The sequence below is a fragment of the Adlercreutzia caecimuris B7 genome (assembly GCF_000403355.2).
Taxonomy (GTDB): Bacteria; Actinomycetota; Coriobacteriia; order Coriobacteriales; family Eggerthellaceae; genus Adlercreutzia; species Adlercreutzia caecimuris.
In genome coordinates this window covers 1,801,715-1,817,787 of the sequence record NZ_KE159646.1, presented here as the reverse complement: position 1 = coordinate 1,817,787, position 16,073 = coordinate 1,801,715, and the positions used below count along the sequence as shown (strand labels likewise).

Genomic DNA, 16,073 nt, shown 5'->3' with positions numbered 1-16,073 from the left:
CGCATCGCCTGCGGCATCGTGATCGCGCTGTTCGCATACGCGGCGATCCGCGAGTCCGAAAGGGTCACCCGATGACCGCGCCCGCGTTCGACACGCCGCTGCACATCCACCACGGGGACTGCATCGACTACCTCGCCGGGCTTCCCGGCGGCTGCATCGACCTCGTGGTGACCGACCCGCCCTACGGCATCGCCTACAAGACCGGGCACCGCACCGAGCCGCACCGCTTCGCCCGGGAGATCGAGAACGACCGCGACCTGTCGGTCGTGGAGGCCGTGGTGCCGCACCTGTACCGCCTGCTGAAGAACGACTCGGCCTGCTTCATGTTCTGCGCGTGGAAACGCCAAGACGAGGTGGCCGAAATACTCGCAGGGGGGGGGTTCACGGTGAAGAACCGCATCGTCTGGGACAAGGGGACCACGACCGCAGGCGACCTGAAGGGCGCGTTCGGCTACCAGTACGAGGTGCTCATGTTCGCGACCAAGGGCGCGCCGGCCATACGCGGGAAGAGGTGGCCTGACGTGTGGAGGCACATGCGCGTGTCGGCCGACAAGCTGCACCACCAAAACGAGAAGCCCGTGCCGCTGCTCGAGCAGGCGGTCCTGTCCATGAGCGACCCCGGCGACACGGTGCTCGACCCCTTCATGGGGTCAGGCTCCACGGGAGTGGCCTGCCTGAACTGCGGGCGCGACTTCGTGGGCTGCGAGATCGACCCCGGCTACTTCGGCGTCGCCCGCGACCGTCTGGACGCCGAATCAGCGCAGGGCCGCATGTTCGCGGGGTGCTTCTGATGCGGTACGTGAGCCTGTTCTCCGGCATCGAGGCGGCGAGCGTGGCGTGGAGGCAGCTCGGATGGGAGCTCGTGGCCGTCGCGGACATCGACCCGTTTGCCTGCGCGTGCCTCGCGCACCGATTCCCCGACGTCCCCAACCTCGGCGACGTCTCGACGATAGATTGGAGCGAATATGCCGGATCAGTTGACCTTGTGGTCGGAGGATCACCTTGCCAAGCGTTCTCGATTGCCGGAAAGCGAGCGGGACTCATGGACGAAAGAGGTCAGCTCATGCTCGAGTACGTCCGAGCTGTACGGGACCTTCATCCGCGCTGGGTGCTATGGGAAAACGTGCCTGGAGTATTTTCCCAGTCGGGAGGAGATGCTTTCGACACGCTCCAAAGGGAGCTGGAGCAATGCGGGTATTCGTGCGCATGGCGAACTCTTGACGCTCAATTCGCCGGAGTGGCACAGCGGCGCCGTCGCATGTTTCTTGTCGGACATTCTCGAGTCGGATGTGCCGCCTCGGTACTCTTCGAGCGCGAAAGCCTGCGGTGGGATCATCCGTCGAGCCACCACAAGAGACAAGCCCTTACCGCTGCTGCTGGACGATACATTGCGCCTGCAGGCGATCAGAAAGCTCCTCGCTTCGGCGGAGTCGGAAGGTACCGGCGGTCCGACCTATACCCTCAAGATGGCAATGTGCCGGCATCTGGGCCTGATCCTTCCGGAGCTACCGCCGGGGTGACCTACTGCGTGCAGGGCGACATCGCCCGGGGTGCGCACTTCGGATGCAACGGGTCGGGATACTCGGAGGAGCTCTCGTACACGCTCAACACGATGGACGTCCCGGTGGTCACACAGCAGCCCGTGCTCGCATTCTGCGCCGGCCAGTCAGCGACGTCGGGATCCGTCGCCGTCGGATGCGAGGTATCGCCGACGCTGCGGGCGGCTGCAAGCGGAACCAACCAAGTGCCCACGATATGCCTCCCGGCAGGAGCGAACCCTGAAGCCGCCGCGATCGAGCTCTGCCCATCCCAAACGGCGAGCCAAGGCAAGACCCCGCCCGTCATCTGCGTCGCGGACAGCAACGCGCGCTCGGCGATAGACGTGGAGCTCGCCGGGTCGCTCAAGGTGGGCGGCGACGTTCCGTGCGTCGCCATCAACTGCAGGAACTACGACGTAGTGACCGAGATGTCGGGCACGCTTCTTGCAAAGCCCAACGGCGGCTTCTCCATGAACTACCAGAACCCCATCGCATACCGCGACCCTTCGCTCGGGATGGTCATCCGCAGGCTCACGCCGGTGGAGTGCGAGCGCCTGCAGGGGTTTCCCGACGGATGGACCGCCGTCCCGTTCAGGGGCAAGCCTGCGGACGAGTGCCCGGATACGCTCAGGTACAAGGCGCTCGGCAACTCCATGGCCGTCCCCGTGATGCTCTGGATAGGAAAGCGCATCGAGACGGTTGAAAGGATCGAAAAGGGAAAGGAACAGGAATGACAAAGAGAGACGCTCAGACAAACGACGCGCGACCGGAGATGTCGTGCCCACACTGCGACGACGAGGAGCTCGAGCTCTTCTCCGGGGAGTACGAGCCGAGCGACCCGTTCTGGTACGTCGCCTGCCTCGAGTGCGGTGCCGAAGGACCCCACGGAGGGACACCCGAGGATGCCTGCAAGCTCTGGGACGCGAAGCACGGGCGGCACAGGATCGGGATGCGCTACACCCAGCCGCTGTGTGCTGACGCCGCAGCGTGCGCAGCCGCGCCGGCCACTGCGACTCCGGCGGAGATCGAGAAGGAGCGCGCCCGCAAGCAGAGGTTCTACGACCTCGCGGGCGGACTCCTCAAGCCGGGGGCATAGATGCCGCGCAACGAGCTGACCCCGGAATCGCGCAAGGAGCTGTCGCGGAGGCTCCTTGCCGCGAAGAAACGCAGCGGCGTGAAGAACCTCACGAAAGCCGCGAATCTCTACGGGGTCGATCCCGCTACCGCGTTCCGCGCATTGCACGGCGTCAGCAGCCCCAGCGCTGCGACGATCGTGGCGATGGCCGATATGTTCAACACGACGCCGGGCAAGTTGCTCGACGGTCTGGAGGTGAAGTGATGAGGATTTACGTGATAGGGCCGGTATCGAACATCGAGAACGACAACCGCCCGGCGTTCGAGCAAGCAGCCCGCGAGCTGCACGAGGCGCTGGGGTGCGAGGTGGAGATACCACACGACACGATCAAGCCCGGTACCGGATGGGAAGAGGCCATGCACCAGTCGCTCTCGCGCCTCGCGAAAGCCGACGCCGTGGCGATGCTCGACGGGTGGACCTCGAGCCGTGGCGCGTGCCTCGAGTTCCAAGTGGCCGAGATTCTGCGCCACTACGGCCTCGCCGAGGTGCGCACGGTCAAGGAATGGCTCGACGGCGCGCCCAAGGCTGCGTGATCCGCGTGAGCGATCCGAAAACGACCCCCCCCCCCTTATCCTAGACCCCTGCTGCGGTGCCCGAATGTTCTACTTCGACCACGAAAACCCGCAGGTGCTCTTCTGCGACATCCGGGAGGACTTCGCCAAGACGCTCTGCGACGGCCGATCGTTCAAGGTCAAGCCGGACATGGCTGCCGACGTCACGGAGCTGCCGTTCGATGCCGGCACATTCCCCCTCGTGATATTCGACTCTCCACACCTCCTGCGCGGGAGCGGATGGATGGTCGACAAGTACGGCAAGCTGCCGAAGGACTGGCGCGAATGGATGACGCGCGCGTTCTCCGAGTGCTGGCGCGTGCTTCGCCCGGCAGGCACCCTCGTTTTCAAATGGAACGAGTGCCACGTGGCGCTATCTGAAATCTTGAAATGCGCCCCGGCGAAGCCGGTGTGCGGAAACCGAAAGCCGACGAACAGCAAGACCCACTGGCTGCTGTTCTTCAAACCCGAATAGAAGGAGCCAGCAATGCCAAGATTCAACATCGGCGACAAAGTGCGCCTGAACGACAAGTACATGGACGCCCGCAGCCATGTCGGCGAGGTGTTCACGGTGACAAACGTGGCCACGATCGGAGGGCAGGAGTGCGTGTTCACCGATCCTTCGCTGGGAGGGGCGTATGCGGCCGACGGCTTTGACCTAGCCCCCCCAAGACAGCGAAATGACCCTCGAGCAGCGCTACGAGAAGCTGGCCGAAGTCGCACGCGAGATGCACGACGCGATAGCACCCATGCACGAGTGCTGCTGCGAGGACACCTGCGTGAACCTCGGCGAAATGGGCTGGGGCGCTGACTGCTGCTTCGTCACTTACCACGAAAAGCTGAAAGAGCTGGGGGTCGTCGAATAATGGACGCCGTGCTGACCGTCAAACAGCCCTACGCCGACCGGATCATGGAGGGCACCAAGCGCTACGAGTTCAGGCGCAAGGCACCCGCCCGCGACATCGACGGCCTGTACGTCCACATCGCCGGCACCGGACCGTACGCGCAGGCATACGTGGGCGTGAACTGCGTGCACACCGGCACGCCAGAGGCCATCTGGGAGTACTGCAGCGAGTGCGCCGCGATCATGCCCCCGGGAATATCGCGCGAGGACTTCTTCGCTTACTTCGACGGATGCGAAACCGCCACGGCCATCTCGCTCGCCCCGCGCCCGCAGGTTCTGAACCCGCCGATCCTGCTCGAGTACCTCGGCCTCAAGGGCGCCCCGCAGTCGATCGCCTACGCGAAGCCCCAACAGCCGGAGATCGGCGACTACACATGCCCCTACTGCGGACACGAGCAGCAGGCGACCTACGACGAATGGGAGGGGTCGGACTTCGAGGACCGCACGACCGTCTGGTGTCGGCGGTGCGGCCAGTCCTTCGACGTCTACCGCGAGTGGGTCGCCTACTACACGAACGTCGATCCTGACCCGTTCTCCATGTGCCCCGGCTCTGAAAGCACGGAGAGGTTCCGCGACGGATGGCGGTGCCGCATCGGCGGATGCGCCGCCATGAAGGAGGACTGATGGAAACGATCGAGAAGAAGCGCCTGCTCTACAAGAGCAAGGTCGAGTACATGGACGGGCCGGGCGTCTACACCATGAACCACGTGCAGGGATGCGCCCACGGCTGCCGCTACCCGTGCTACGCCTACCTCGCCGCGAAGCGGTTCGGCACCGCCTCGAGCGAGGGCGAGTGGATGACGCCGAGACCCGTCGATGACGTCATCGGGAAGCTCGTCCGCGAGCTCGACGCGAAGCGCAAGGAGCCTGTCGAGCGCGTCCATATGTGCTTCACGACCGACCCGCTGCCATGGTCCGTCGGATGCTCGAACCGGCGAACCATGGAGCTCATCCATGCGGACACCCTGCGGGCCGTGGGCGAGCTCAACGCGCGCGGCATACCGGTGACGATGCTCACCAAGGGCGCGCTCCCGCGAATCGAGCGCGACTTCTGCGAGGGCGACGACTTCACGACCCTGCGCGCCAGCAGCGGCGTCGCGGCGAGCATGTACTCGCAGGAGCTCCACCCGGACAACCTCTTCGGCATATCGCTGGTGACGCCCTGCGACGAGTTCCGATCCGCATGGGAGCCGGGAGCCGCACCCGTCGAGTTCCGCGCGCGGTCGCTGCGGATCATGCACGAGGAGGGATGCCGCACATGGGTCTCGATGGAGCCGTTCCCCACGCCCGCGATCCAGCTCGAGACATGCGGCCAGACGTGGGATGCGGCCGAGGTCCTCTCGCTCGTCCCGTTCGTGGACCGCGTGGTGTTCGGCCGCTGGAACTACGGCCCGAAGGTCACCGCCGAGGATCGGGAGTGGTGCCTCCGGCAGGCCGAGGCCGTCAGGAAATGGTGCAAGCGCTGGGGAGCCGAGTGCCACATCAAGAAAGGAACCGAATGATGGAGATGAAACCGAGCACGCCGCTCAAGGGATGCGAGAAATGCGGCGGCAGGGCGCACCTCGAGCCGATGCGCTTCCATAGCGGGCACGAGGGCGTCGTCGTGAAGATCGACCACGATCCTGCCTGCTTCTGGTCGCTGCACGAGCCGCCCATGGACACGATGTACGTGAGCGAGGAGGCGGCCATCAAGGCGTGGAACGCTCAGGCGCCGTCATCGACCGGGCTGCGAGCCGAGGACCTTCAGGGCTTCGCGGACCGCATCGCCCGGATCGTCGGCGCCCCCGAACCCGACTGCCCGTGCAACCTGACGGACGTCTACCACATCGCCAAAGAGAGGCTCGCGCGCCCGTTCACCGGCGTCCTCGACGCATCGGGAAACCGGATCCGGGTCGGCGACCGCGTGGAGCTCTTCGGCATCGCCGGCGAGGCGGCTTTCGAGTGCGGAGCCTACGGCATCGCGTTCGAGGACGTCATCGACTGGGACGCCATAGCGGGCAAGATCAAGGAATGCACCGGCTGCGACAACCGCCCGGACTTCTGCTTCAACGACAACTTCATCAGCTTCTGGGAGCTGCTCTGGAACTTCAACTGCGACGACGACTGCTGCGCCGTGGTCGAAAAGGCATAGGAGGAAACATGGAGAACGGAAAAGACGTAACGACCGACGCGCGAAAGCAGGCGCGGGCAAGGTTCGAGGCCATGGGCCTCACCTACGCCGACATCACCGACGGCGAGCTGCTGATGCTCACCATGACGCTGAACAAGGCGTTCAAAAAGGCGCGCAAGGAGGCCCTGACCCCCGTGCGGTCATCCATGACGCTCAGCCGAAAGACGAGGGTGAAGCACAAGAGCAACGGCACGATCGCCGAGGCGTACTTCTTCATGAACGCCCACTACTTCCAGATGCGCGAGTGCATCTCGTTCAACCGCGACGGCTTCATCGGCTTCTGCGGGTGGGCGGACGACAACAACACCGCGCCCGTCGTCGAGGGCTTCAACGAGTGGCTCGACCTCATGGCCGAAGCCGGGAAGGAGCAGGCGCGATGAAGGTGCTGGAGCTGTTCGCGGGCACGCGATCCATCGGCCGCGCTTTCGAGCGCCACGGCCACGAGGTCCTCTCGGTGGACTGGGACGAGCAGTTCCCGGACATCGACATCCAAGACGACGTCATGAACGTGTACGCCCGCGACATCGTGGAGCGGATCGGGCATGTGGACGTGGTATGGGCCTCTCCCGACTGCACCACGTACTCGATAGCGGCCATATCGCACCACCGCACCCGCGAGGACAGCGGAAACCTCGCCGGTGTGAGCGACTACGCACGGGCGTGCGACCGGGTGAACATGCACCTGCACAACCTGATGCTGATGCTGTCCCCCCCCCCTATGGTTCATTGAAAACCCGCGCGGCGGCATGAGGAAGATGGACTTCATGCACGGGCTGGAGCGCTACACCGTGACGTACTGCCAGTACGGCGACGACCGCATGAAGCCGACCGACATCTGGACCAACCACCCGGACCCGCGCTTCAAGCCGATGTGCAAGAACGGCTACCCGTGCCACACCGCCGCACCGCGCGGCGCCAAGACCGGAACGCAGGGCCGCTCCGGATCGGTGGAGCGCAGCCGCATCCCCGACGAGCTCTGCGAGCACATCGTGACCATATCCGAGGAGCACCTCTCCCGGCTCGCGAAGGAGGGCAGACTATGGCAGCCGAGCTGAGACCTTGCCGCCGATGCGCCTGCGAACCCGTGCGGACATCGAAGAGGACGCGAAACGGGGTGCGATGGCGCGTGTCGTGCCCGAGGTGCGGGCGAGCCACGCGACCGCACCGACCGAACGGAGGCGACATCCACGAATGGAACTCGGAGAACTGACGATCGACATCCCTGCGGACCTCGGCAAGATTCCCGCCCGAGAAGCGGCAGAAAACCTAACTGAACTGGGAAAAGCAGGTACAACGGCCCGGGAGTTCGCCGAGCACGCGCTGGCCGTTTCGCGTCGGATCGCGCAGGCCATGGGAGGCGAAGGGCAAAACTGCCAAAAGTCTGCCAAAAGTCCGAGGGGGTCCGAAACCTGAAAAGCGCGAAACGCCAAGGTCAGCGCATGCGCGCACCGCACCCCGCATGCCCGATTCCCAAAGAACAGGTAATTCTTTGGAGAAGGTGAGAAGGAAGGAGGCCGAAAATGGCCGTTTCGATAGGTTCAAAGCTCGCTCTCAAGCGCGGGCAGCGCAGCTCTTTCATCGAGAACCTGCAGGTCGTGACCGTAAAACATGCACCGTTCAAGGCAGGGGGCATCACCTGCGTGACCTTCGAGGAGGTCCCGGGCGTGTTCAACCTCGCCCAGTTCCGCGAGGTGGGGCAAAAACGGCCCGAGACCGTGCCAAACGGGGAATGCGCCGAGGGTGCGGTTTCGCCTGACTTCGACGGCGTGCTCGACGCGATGGGAGGCCTCGCTGACGTGATCGCCGAAGAAGCAGAGCGCATGGCCGGCGGCATCGTTGACGCATACGAAAGAACCCAGCGCAAGCAGCCGAAAGGCCGCCAGCGCGTGGCCCCGCGCGGAAAGAGGCGCCGCAAATGAACATCACCAAGCACGACCGCGCCCGCCTCGACAAGCTGAAAGCGCTCGCCGATCGCGGCGCGACCGAGGGCGAGCGCAAGGCAGCGCGCGAGGCCATGGACCGCATCATGGCGAAGTACGGGTACCGGCGGAAGGAGAAGCCGAAGCGCAAGGCGCCCCCGAAGCCGGCAGAACCCGCAACCGCCGGCGCTGCCGTGTCGTTCGAGGAGCTGGCCGAGGCCATGCGCCAGCTCGGCATCGACATCAACGCGTTCCTCGCGCAGGTTTCCGCATCGTCCGAGGAGTTCATGGAAGCGCTCGAGAAGATCGCCAGCGCTCGCGATTGTGGAAAACTCTGAGCCATATTCCGAAAACCCGGCTCCCTCGAAACTTCATCGTTTACCGCCGTACCACCCTGTGATATAAAATGAAGGGAAAACGCGGCAAAAATAGGGGAACGAGGTATGAATGGCGGTAACCGCGCGCACCATGCGCCAGAGGCTCGATGCGTATGTGGACTTGCGAAAAGAGCTACGGATGCAGGCGATGCGGCTCGACCAGATGCGTCAGACGATCGGCGACATACGCTCCCCTAAGTACGAACCCGGCAAGGCGTCGTCCGGGCCGGGCGACGGAGTGGCCCGTGACGTGATCGCGCTCGAGAACCTAGAGCTCCGCGTGGCGGAGCTCATCGACCACGAGGAGTCCGAGCACGACGACCTCGAGCGGATGATATGCCGCGTCACCAACGCCCAGCAGCGCGCGCTCCTGCGCCTGCGCTACTTCGACCTCAAGGACTGGGCGGATATCGCGTTCGCGTTCTTCGGCGATCGCGTGGACTACCTCACCGAGGAGCACGACTACGTGGCGAAATGCTACCGGCTCCACTCCCGCGCGGTGTCGTCTCTGGTCGCCGTCCACCGCCGCATGTTCGCCTGATTCCCCCGCCCTTCATAATTCCTCCACAAATAAAAGCCCAGTTCAGCCGTCAAAGTTGTGGACACTTTGAGAGTAAATGAGAGCAATGTGGAGCAATGTGGACACATGGAGAGTACCTCGGCGAGTTTTAATAACATCCGCCGCGAACCGTCCGAAAGACGCACGCCGCCCGTGGCGATCCGGGTAATCCTTCACCCCTCACGGCCACGGGCGCGCGGCCTGAATCTAGGGAGGTGCCCACATGCTGAAGCTCGAAGCGAAGCTGCTGGACAACAGCCTCTCCCAGAAGCTCCTCAAGAAAGAGCAGGCCGCACGCAAGGCGATGAGCTACACCATGAAAGACCTGAAGCGGCGCGCCCCCACCAAGGTGGCGCAGGCCGTGGTGGATGTCTACGCCGTGAAGCAAGGCGACGTCAAGCCGGGCAAGGGCGGCATGGGCGGCGGTGGCAAGGTACGGGCATCCGGCGAAACAATAGATGAGTTCGCCCTCACCTACACCGGCTCGCCCATGACCCCCACCCACTTCAAGATGACGCCCAAGGCGCCCCCCGGTGGTGGCCGGCGGTACACCGTCAAGGCCACCATCAAGAAGGGCAGCAAGGTGACCATCGGCCACTGGGCAAAGCCCGGCAGCGAGGGCGGAGCCTACGCGCGCCCGGGCGACTCGCCCTACTTCCTCGCAGGCGGCAACGGCGGCTCGACCCTTCCGTTCCAGCGCAAGGGCGACAAGCTCGCCAAGGTGTTCCGCACCGTGTCGATCCCTCAGATGGTCGGCGCCGACGAGGTGGCCGAGCGCGCCGTGAAAGACATCGGCGAGCTCGCGGAAGAAAGACTCAATCACAACCTCAAGCGATTCCTCGAAGCCTCATAGGTTCTTCCGGCGACGAGAATCGCCTGGGGTGCTTGCGAGCCCAGAAAAAGTGAATTTTTCCAGTTTTGAAAATCTAGCGTTTCGCTACGCCTGCCACGGCGAGCGGAGGGAGGGGTGCCGTCATGGCGAAGCCGATGGAGCTCGGTCTGGTGAACAGCGCGACGGTCGCCGCCGCGTTCGGCGTTAGCGAAAGGCGCGTCCAGCAGTTCGCCTCCGACGGCATCATCGACTTCGTGAAGGTCGGCAAGACCAACCGCTACGACCTGCTCGAGACCGTGCGCAAGTACGTCGCCTACCTCAAGGAGGAGGTGACCACCGACGAGGTGACCAGCCTCGAGGAGCGCAAGCTCAAGGCCGAGGCCGAGTACAAGGAGATGAAAGCCGCCGAGGCGCGCATCCACCTCGCCGAGCTCGAGGGCACCATGCACCGCAGCGAGGACGTCCGCGCCGCGACCGAGCAGCTCGTCTACACCGTGCGCTCGATGCTCGTGGCGATGCCGGGCAGGCTCGCCGTGGACGTCGTGGGCGCATCCGGGGCCGACGAGGCGAGCCGAATGATCCGCCGCGAGGTGGAGCACGTGCTCGAGGAGCTGATGGGCTTCCGCTACGACCCGGAAGTCTACGCCGCGATGATGCGCGAGAGGAAAGGATGGGGGGAGGTAGCGGATGACGAGGACGACGCAGCAGAGAGTTGACGACCTGAACGCCGTCTATTCGCGGGCGGTCAGGTCCTTCTCCCCTCCGGAGGACTTGACCGTCGACGAATGGGCGGACAGCTATCGCAGGCTCTCGCCCGAGAGCTCGGCGGAGGCCGGGCCGTGGCGCACGTCGCGCACGCCCTACCTCGCCGAGCCGATGCGAGCGTTCACCGATCCGAAGGTGCGCCGCATCGTCATCGTCGCCGGCTCGCAGATCGGCAAGACCGAATGCGAGCTGAACTGCCTCGGCTACCTCATGGACCAAGACCCCGGCACCGTCATCTTCGTGCACCCGACGCTCGACGACGCGAGGAAGTTCTCGCGCCTGCGCATCGCGCCGATGATCCGCGACTGCTCGCGGCTTCGGAGCAAGATAGAGGACGCCCCGTCCGGCAAGGACGTCTCAAAGACCATCCTGCAGAAGAGCTTCCCGGGCGGGATGCTCATCATGACCGGCAGCAACGCGGCGAGCGCCCTCGCGTCCACGCCGGCGCGCTACGTCATCGGCGACGAGCGCGACCGCTGGGCGACGTCGGCCGGCGAGGAGGGCGACCCGTGGGAGCTGGCGGCCCGCCGTCAGACCACGTTCTACAACGCCAAGGCCATCGAGGTATCGACGCCGACCATCAAGGGGTCGAGCGCGATCGAGTACAGCTACAGCAAGGGGACGCAGGAGCGATGGTGCACCCGCTGCCCGCACTGCGGCGAGTACCACGACATCGTGTTCGACAACCTGCGGTTCACGCCGCACGTGGAGAAGGTCAACGGCCGGAAGGTGTGGAGCATCGAGGGCGCCGTCGAGTACGCGTGCCCATCGTGCGGCTGCATGTCATCCGAGCAGCAGATGCGCAAGTCGCCCGCGAAGTGGGTGGCGGCGAACCCCTCCGCCATCGACGAGGGCGGCGTGCGCAGCTTCTGGCTGAACGCGTTCGTCTCGCCGTGGCTCTCGTGGCGCGAGATCGTGGTGCAGTTCCTGCAGGCGAAGGACGACCCGAACCGCCTGCAGGTCGTCTACAACACGCTCTTCGGGCAGCTATGGGAGAACCGTGGCGACCTCGTGGACGACGACGAGATGCTCGCCCGGCGCGAGGACTACGGATGCCGCGACGACGGCACGCCTGTGGAGCTCCCCGACGGGGTGCTCTGCGTCACGTGCGGCGTCGACACGCAGGACAACCGCCTCGAGTACGAGGTGGTCGGCCACGGGCGCTGGGGCGAGACGTGGGGCATCGAGAAAGGGATCATCCACGGGCGCCCCGACTCGGACGAGACATGGGCGCGCCTCGACGGCGTGGTCGGCCACGTCTACCGCTTCCGCGACGGTCGCGGCCTGCGCATCTCGATGACATGCATCGACTCGGGCGGCCACTTCACCCAAGAGGTCTACGAGCGCACCCGCGCCCGACAGCCCTCCCGCGTGTTCGCGGTGAAGGGCAAGGGCGGCGAGGGCGTCCCGTTCACGGCGGTGCCGACGCAGGTATCCATCCGAGACAAGCGAGTCAAGGCGTGGCTCTACACCATCGGCGTGGACGCCGGCAAGGCGCAGATCATGAGCTCGCTCAAGGTCGCGGAGCCGGGGCCTCGCTACTGCCACTTCCCGAAGCGGCCGGAGGCGGGCTACGACGAGACGTTCTTCTCCGGGCTGCTCTCCGAGCGGCTCGTGCTGTCGTCCTCGCGGACCGCGAGCAAGTGGCAATGGGAGAAGCTGCCCGGCCACGAGCGCAACGAGGCGCTCGACTGCAGGAACTACGCGATCGCAGCCCTGACGATAGTCAACCCCGACTTCGACAGGCTCGAGCAGGCGATAAAGGGCGCGCCCGCGAACGCGGCCGCGCCGAAGCCGAAGAAGAAGAAAACCCGCCGGCGCAAGAGCGCGCTGGCCGACTCACTGTAAGGAGGCGATGCGCATGGCGCGAATGACCACCGCGCGGAGGGAGCGGCTCGTCAAGAGGCGCGAGAGGTGCGTGGAGCAGCTCGAGAAGCTGAACGACCTGCTCGACATGATGACCTCCTCCGACGTGCAGAGCTACACCATCGGAAGCCGCAACCTCAGCCGATACAAGTCGGTGGGCGAGGTCCTCGCGGCGATAGAGCAGGTCGAGAAGCGCATCGACGAGATAGACGCCGCCCTCGCCGGACATCGCCGCAAGGCTGTGGCCGTCGTCATCAGGGATGTGTGATGGCGATGGCGAAACCGAAGAACAGGCAGCGCGGAAAGACCGCGCGCTTCAAGGCGCAGGGCTACGCCGACGCCGGCGCGAGCCTGACCAAGCGCTCCATGCGAGACTTCAAGGAGCAGAGCGGGTCGCCCGCGCGCGACATCGACGACAACAACGAGACGATGCGCCAGCGGGCGCGCATGCTCTACATGGGCGCGCCGATCGCCACGAGCGCCATCCGCACCGTGCGCACCAACGCGGTCGGCGAGGGGCTGTTCCCCAAGCCCCGCCCCGACCGCGACGTGCTGGGCATGAGCCAAGAGCAGGCGCAGGACTGGTCGAAGCGCGTGCAGCGCGAGTTCGCGCTGTGGGCCGAGGACAAGATCGCCTGCGACGCCACCGGCGTCAACACCTTCTACGAGATGCAGCAGCTCGCCATGCAGTCGTGGCTCATGTCCGGTGACGTGTTCGCGGTCATCAAGCACAGGAAGCCGCAGGCGCTGCGTCCGTACCGGCTGCGACTTCACCTCGTGGAGGCCGACCGCGTGGCGACCCCGACCGCGTACGCGACGGGCCTGCCCGACGCCTACACCACCGGCGTCAACAGCGAAAACGACAACAAGATATACGACGGAGTGGAGATCAACGGCGACGGCGAGATAGTCGCCTACCACATCCGCAAGGGCTATCCCGGCGACTTCACGGCCGGCGCCGTGCAGTTCACGCGCGTGCTCGCCATGGGCCGCAAGACGGGGCTTCCGAACGTGCTTCACGTCATGGAGAGCGAGCGGCCGGACCAGTACCGTGGCGTCAGCTACCTCGCGCAGGTCATCGAGCCTCTGCTGCAGCTCCGGCGCTACACGTCCAGCGAGCTCACCGCCGCCGTGGTGGAGTCGTTCTTCACCGCGTTCGTCAAGGTGGAGGGGGCCTACGAGAACCCGTTCAACGAGACCGGGACGGGCGTCATCGGCGCGGACGGCGACGACGAGGAGATAAGCCGCGACCCCGACGAGTACGAGATGGGGCCGGGGCAGGTCAACTTCCTCGAACCCGGCGAGGACATCACCTTCGCCGACCCGAAGCGCCCGAGCTCGGGCTTCGAGGCGTTCATGCAGGCGATGTGCCGGCAGGTGGGAGCGGCGCTGGAGATACCCGGCGAACTGCTCCTCAAGACGTTCAACTCCAGCTACTCGGCGTCGCGCGCGGCGCTCATGGAGGCATGGAAAGCGTTCCGGATGCGGCGGGGCTGGTTCGTCGCCGACTTCTGCCAGCCCGTCTGGGAGATATGGCTCTCCGAGGCGATCGCCCAAGGGCGCATCGACGCCCCGGGCTTCTTTGCCGACCCGATCATCCGCAGGGCCTACCTCGGATGCGAGTGGGTGGGGCCGAGCCAAGGCCAGCTGGACCCGACCAAGGAGATAGCGGCCGAGGTGTCCGCGATCGACGCGGGCATCACGACGCGCGAGGCCGCCGCGATCCGCATCAACGGGAGCAACTGGGACGAGAACATGGACAGGCTGCACCACGAGGCGCAGCGCATCGCCGAGCTCGAGAGCATCGGCGCGACCGAAACGGAAGGAAGGACAGAAGATGCCCAATAGAATCATGGCGGCCATCCGAGGCCGCAAGGCGAGAGCCGCCGCCATCAAGCCGCAGCTCGCCGCGACCGACCTCGGCAACGGCGAGGCGGAGATCGTCATGTACGGCGACGTCACGGAGAACGAGCCGGTGAACTGGTGGACCGGCGAGCCGACCGGCGAGCTGACCATATCCGCCCAGCGCTTCATCGACGAGCTGCAGGCGATCCGCAACGCGTCGCACATCAGCGTGCGCCTGAACTCAGGCGGCGGCGACGTTTTCACGGGCGTCGCGATCCACAACGCGCTGAAGGAGCTGCCGGGCACCAAGACGATCCACATCGAGGGCCTCGCCGCGTCCGCAGCGAGCATCATCGCCTGCGCAGGCGACGAGGTGGTGGTCCATCCCGGCAGCATGTTCATGATCCACAAGGGCTACGTCGGCATGTACGGATGGTACACGCCCGACGAGCTCGCGCTCACGCAGAACCAAGCGGAGGCCATCGTCAAGTCCATGACCAACATCTACACGGCCAAGACCGGCCGCAGCGAGGACGAGATCGGCGAGCTCGTGGCCGCCGAGACGTGGTTCGTCGGACAGGAGATCGTGGACGCGGGATTCGCCGACACCCTCGCGGAGCCAGACGATGACGACGACACCGACCAAGGGGAGGTCGACGACGTTGTGTACGACGCAAGCGCCCGCACGCTCACCGTGCGCGGCATCCGCCACGACGCGTCGATGTTCCGCAACGTCCCCACAGCCGCAGTCCACGCGGCACAGGCAGGGCTACACGCGGCCGGAGAGACACCGGCCGCTGCAGCGATAGATAAGGCAGCGCCGCCCATGGCGGCAAAAACGAAAGGAGAGACGCATATGGAAACCGTAGCAGAGCTGCGAGCGTCGCATCCCGAGCTTGTCGCCCAGATCGAGGCGCAGGCTGCGGAGAACGAGCGCGAGCGCATCAAGGCCATCGACGAGATCGCCGGAAGCGTCGCGCCCGACATGGTTGCCAAGGCGAAGTTCGAGGAGCCGATCACGGCCGGCGAGCTCGCCGTCGCATCCATCAAGGCAGGAAAGGACAGCGCGTCCAAGTTCCTCGCCGCCATCGAGGAGGACGACGACGAGTCTAAGGCCGACGACGTTGACTCCGACCCCAACGGCGGCGGAGAGGGCAAGGACGACGAGGACAAGGAAGCCGAGGCGGCCATCAAGGCAGCGGCCGAGGTAGCCAACAGCCTCGCAGGGAGAAAGGCACGCTAATGACCAAGCGACTCGACAACATCATCGGCGAGCAGGACTACAACGGCCTGCTCGCATCCACCACTCCCTCCGCGATCGTCGCCACGGCGGAGATCGCCGCAGGCGAGGCGGACATCCCGGCGGGCACCGTCATCGTCAAGGGCGAGGACGGCAAGTACAAGCCCGCATCGGAGGCGCTCACCGCCGAGAGCATCGTGCTGGTGCTCTCCGAGGACGCGCCTGCCGCCGGCGGCATCGCCACCGGCTACAAGACCGGCAACTTCGCGCGCGGCCGCCTCGTCGCGGCCGAGGGCTACACGCTCACCGCGACCGACTTCGACTACATGCGACAGGCCGGCATCCTGTCCGAGGACGTCATCGACTAGGAGG

The 16,073-nt window shown here is 65.5% G+C and carries 25 protein-coding genes and 1 pseudogene; 25 read left to right on the top strand and 1 reads right to left on the bottom strand.

Features of this window, described 5'->3' with window-relative positions; all coding sequences use genetic code 11:
* Window positions 1–71 precede the first annotated feature (71 nt).
* From C811_RS11345 to C811_RS11280, 19 genes and pseudogenes are all read left to right on the top strand, one after another.
* Window positions 72–791, top strand: a complete 720-nt coding sequence (locus C811_RS11345; RefSeq protein ID WP_016309754.1) for a DNA-methyltransferase — start codon at window positions 72–74, stop codon at window positions 789–791.
* Window positions 791–1,249: pseudogene (locus C811_RS17090) on the top strand (DNA cytosine methyltransferase); the annotation flags it as partial. The gene C811_RS11345 and the pseudogene C811_RS17090, both read left to right, overlap by 1 nt.
* A 267-nt stretch (window positions 1,250–1,516) precedes the next feature.
* Window positions 1,517–2,272: a DNA cytosine methyltransferase gene (locus tag C811_RS17085; protein WP_016309753.1), complete on the top strand. Its 756-nt coding sequence runs from the start codon at window positions 1,517–1,519 to the stop codon at window positions 2,270–2,272.
* The gene (locus C811_RS11340) at window positions 2,269–2,634 is read left to right on the top strand and encodes a hypothetical protein (protein WP_016309752.1); all 366 of its coding nucleotides are present in this window, start codon (window positions 2,269–2,271) and stop codon (window positions 2,632–2,634) included. The genes C811_RS17085 and C811_RS11340 overlap by 4 nt, the downstream gene beginning before the upstream one ends.
* Window positions 2,635–2,877: a hypothetical protein gene (locus C811_RS11335; RefSeq protein WP_016309751.1), complete on the top strand. Its 243-nt coding sequence runs from the start codon at window positions 2,635–2,637 to the stop codon at window positions 2,875–2,877. It begins immediately after the preceding gene.
* Complete coding sequence (locus tag C811_RS11330; protein WP_016309750.1) at window positions 2,877–3,206, top strand: DUF4406 domain-containing protein; 330 nt, start codon at window positions 2,877–2,879, stop codon at window positions 3,204–3,206. The genes C811_RS11335 and C811_RS11330 overlap by 1 nt, the downstream gene beginning before the upstream one ends.
* Before the next feature lie 64 nt (window positions 3,207–3,270).
* The gene (locus C811_RS11325) at window positions 3,271–3,699 is read left to right on the top strand and encodes a class I SAM-dependent methyltransferase (RefSeq protein ID WP_016309749.1); all 429 of its coding nucleotides are present in this window, start codon (window positions 3,271–3,273) and stop codon (window positions 3,697–3,699) included.
* Between the two features lie 205 nt (window positions 3,700–3,904).
* Entirely contained in the window at window positions 3,905–4,090 is a 186-nt protein-coding gene (locus C811_RS11320; protein WP_016309748.1) for a hypothetical protein, read from the top strand.
* A gap of 8 nt (window positions 4,091–4,098) precedes the next feature.
* Window positions 4,099–4,752 carry a hypothetical protein gene (locus C811_RS11315; RefSeq protein WP_156997087.1) on the top strand — a complete coding sequence of 218 codons (654 nt, stop codon included), beginning with the start codon at window positions 4,099–4,101 and terminating at the stop codon, window positions 4,750–4,752.
* On the top strand, window positions 4,752–5,630 hold the full coding sequence (locus C811_RS11310) for a radical SAM family protein (protein ID WP_016309746.1): 879 nt from the start codon (window positions 4,752–4,754) through the stop codon (window positions 5,628–5,630). Before C811_RS11315 ends, C811_RS11310 begins: the two co-directional genes overlap by 1 nt.
* Entirely contained in the window at window positions 5,627–6,259 is a 633-nt protein-coding gene (locus C811_RS11305; RefSeq protein WP_156997086.1) for a hypothetical protein, read from the top strand. Before C811_RS11310 ends, C811_RS11305 begins: the two co-directional genes overlap by 4 nt.
* An 8-nt stretch (window positions 6,260–6,267) precedes the next feature.
* Window positions 6,268–6,678, top strand: a complete 411-nt coding sequence (locus C811_RS17080; RefSeq protein ID WP_016309744.1) for a hypothetical protein — start codon at window positions 6,268–6,270, stop codon at window positions 6,676–6,678.
* On the top strand, window positions 6,675–7,028 hold the full coding sequence (locus C811_RS17075) for a DNA cytosine methyltransferase (protein ID WP_016309743.1): 354 nt from the start codon (window positions 6,675–6,677) through the stop codon (window positions 7,026–7,028). Before C811_RS17080 ends, C811_RS17075 begins: the two co-directional genes overlap by 4 nt.
* Before the next feature lie 25 nt (window positions 7,029–7,053).
* Window positions 7,054–7,353 (top strand): hypothetical protein, encoded by a 300-nt coding sequence (locus tag C811_RS17070; protein WP_244874321.1) that lies wholly within the window; start codon window positions 7,054–7,056, stop codon window positions 7,351–7,353.
* 136 nt (window positions 7,354–7,489) lie between these two features.
* A complete protein-coding gene (locus C811_RS16610) occupies window positions 7,490–7,711 on the top strand; it encodes a hypothetical protein (protein ID WP_156997085.1) in 222 nt (73 codons plus the stop codon).
* Between the two features lie 107 nt (window positions 7,712–7,818).
* Window positions 7,819–8,217 carry a hypothetical protein gene (locus tag C811_RS11290; protein WP_016309741.1) on the top strand — a complete coding sequence of 133 codons (399 nt, stop codon included), beginning with the start codon at window positions 7,819–7,821 and terminating at the stop codon, window positions 8,215–8,217.
* Entirely contained in the window at window positions 8,214–8,555 is a 342-nt protein-coding gene (locus C811_RS11285; protein ID WP_016309740.1) for a DUF2786 domain-containing protein, read from the top strand. Before C811_RS11290 ends, C811_RS11285 begins: the two co-directional genes overlap by 4 nt.
* A 109-nt stretch (window positions 8,556–8,664) precedes the next feature.
* Complete coding sequence (locus tag C811_RS15885; RefSeq protein ID WP_016309739.1) at window positions 8,665–9,135, top strand: hypothetical protein; 471 nt, start codon at window positions 8,665–8,667, stop codon at window positions 9,133–9,135.
* A gap of 241 nt (window positions 9,136–9,376) precedes the next feature.
* On the top strand, window positions 9,377–10,006 hold the full coding sequence (locus tag C811_RS11280; RefSeq protein ID WP_016309738.1) for a hypothetical protein: 630 nt from the start codon (window positions 9,377–9,379) through the stop codon (window positions 10,004–10,006).
* Window positions 10,007–10,079: 73 nt separating this feature from the next.
* Here the strand turns inward: C811_RS11280 and C811_RS17275 are convergent, their stop codons facing one another.
* Window positions 10,080–10,142: a hypothetical protein gene (locus C811_RS17275; RefSeq protein WP_370689556.1), complete on the bottom strand. Its 63-nt coding sequence runs from the start codon at window positions 10,140–10,142 to the stop codon at window positions 10,080–10,082.
* On the opposite strand from C811_RS17275, the gene C811_RS11275 reads away from it, so the two are divergent.
* Genes C811_RS11275 through C811_RS11250 form a run of 6 tightly spaced genes read left to right on the top strand, consistent with a single transcriptional unit; the run spans window position 10,129 to window position 16,069 of the window.
* Entirely contained in the window at window positions 10,129–10,701 is a 573-nt protein-coding gene (locus C811_RS11275; protein WP_016309737.1) for a hypothetical protein, read from the top strand. The two genes, C811_RS17275 and C811_RS11275, sit on opposite strands and share 14 nt — an antisense overlap.
* Window positions 10,673–12,598: a phage terminase large subunit family protein gene (locus tag C811_RS11270; protein ID WP_016309736.1), complete on the top strand. Its 1,926-nt coding sequence runs from the start codon at window positions 10,673–10,675 to the stop codon at window positions 12,596–12,598. The genes C811_RS11275 and C811_RS11270 overlap by 29 nt, the downstream gene beginning before the upstream one ends.
* A 13-nt stretch (window positions 12,599–12,611) precedes the next feature.
* Complete coding sequence (locus C811_RS11265) at window positions 12,612–12,884, top strand: hypothetical protein (RefSeq protein WP_016309735.1); 273 nt, start codon at window positions 12,612–12,614, stop codon at window positions 12,882–12,884.
* Window positions 12,884–14,464, top strand: a complete 1,581-nt coding sequence (locus tag C811_RS11260) for a phage portal protein (RefSeq protein ID WP_016309734.1) — start codon at window positions 12,884–12,886, stop codon at window positions 14,462–14,464. The genes C811_RS11265 and C811_RS11260 overlap by 1 nt, the downstream gene beginning before the upstream one ends.
* Window positions 14,454–15,704, top strand: a complete 1,251-nt coding sequence (locus tag C811_RS11255; protein WP_016309733.1) for a head maturation protease, ClpP-related — start codon at window positions 14,454–14,456, stop codon at window positions 15,702–15,704. Before C811_RS11260 ends, C811_RS11255 begins: the two co-directional genes overlap by 11 nt.
* Window positions 15,704–16,069, top strand: coding sequence for a hypothetical protein (locus C811_RS11250; RefSeq protein WP_016309732.1), 366 nt, complete (start codon window positions 15,704–15,706; stop codon window positions 16,067–16,069). The genes C811_RS11255 and C811_RS11250 overlap by 1 nt, the downstream gene beginning before the upstream one ends.
* The last annotated feature ends 4 nt before the right edge of the window (window positions 16,070–16,073 follow it).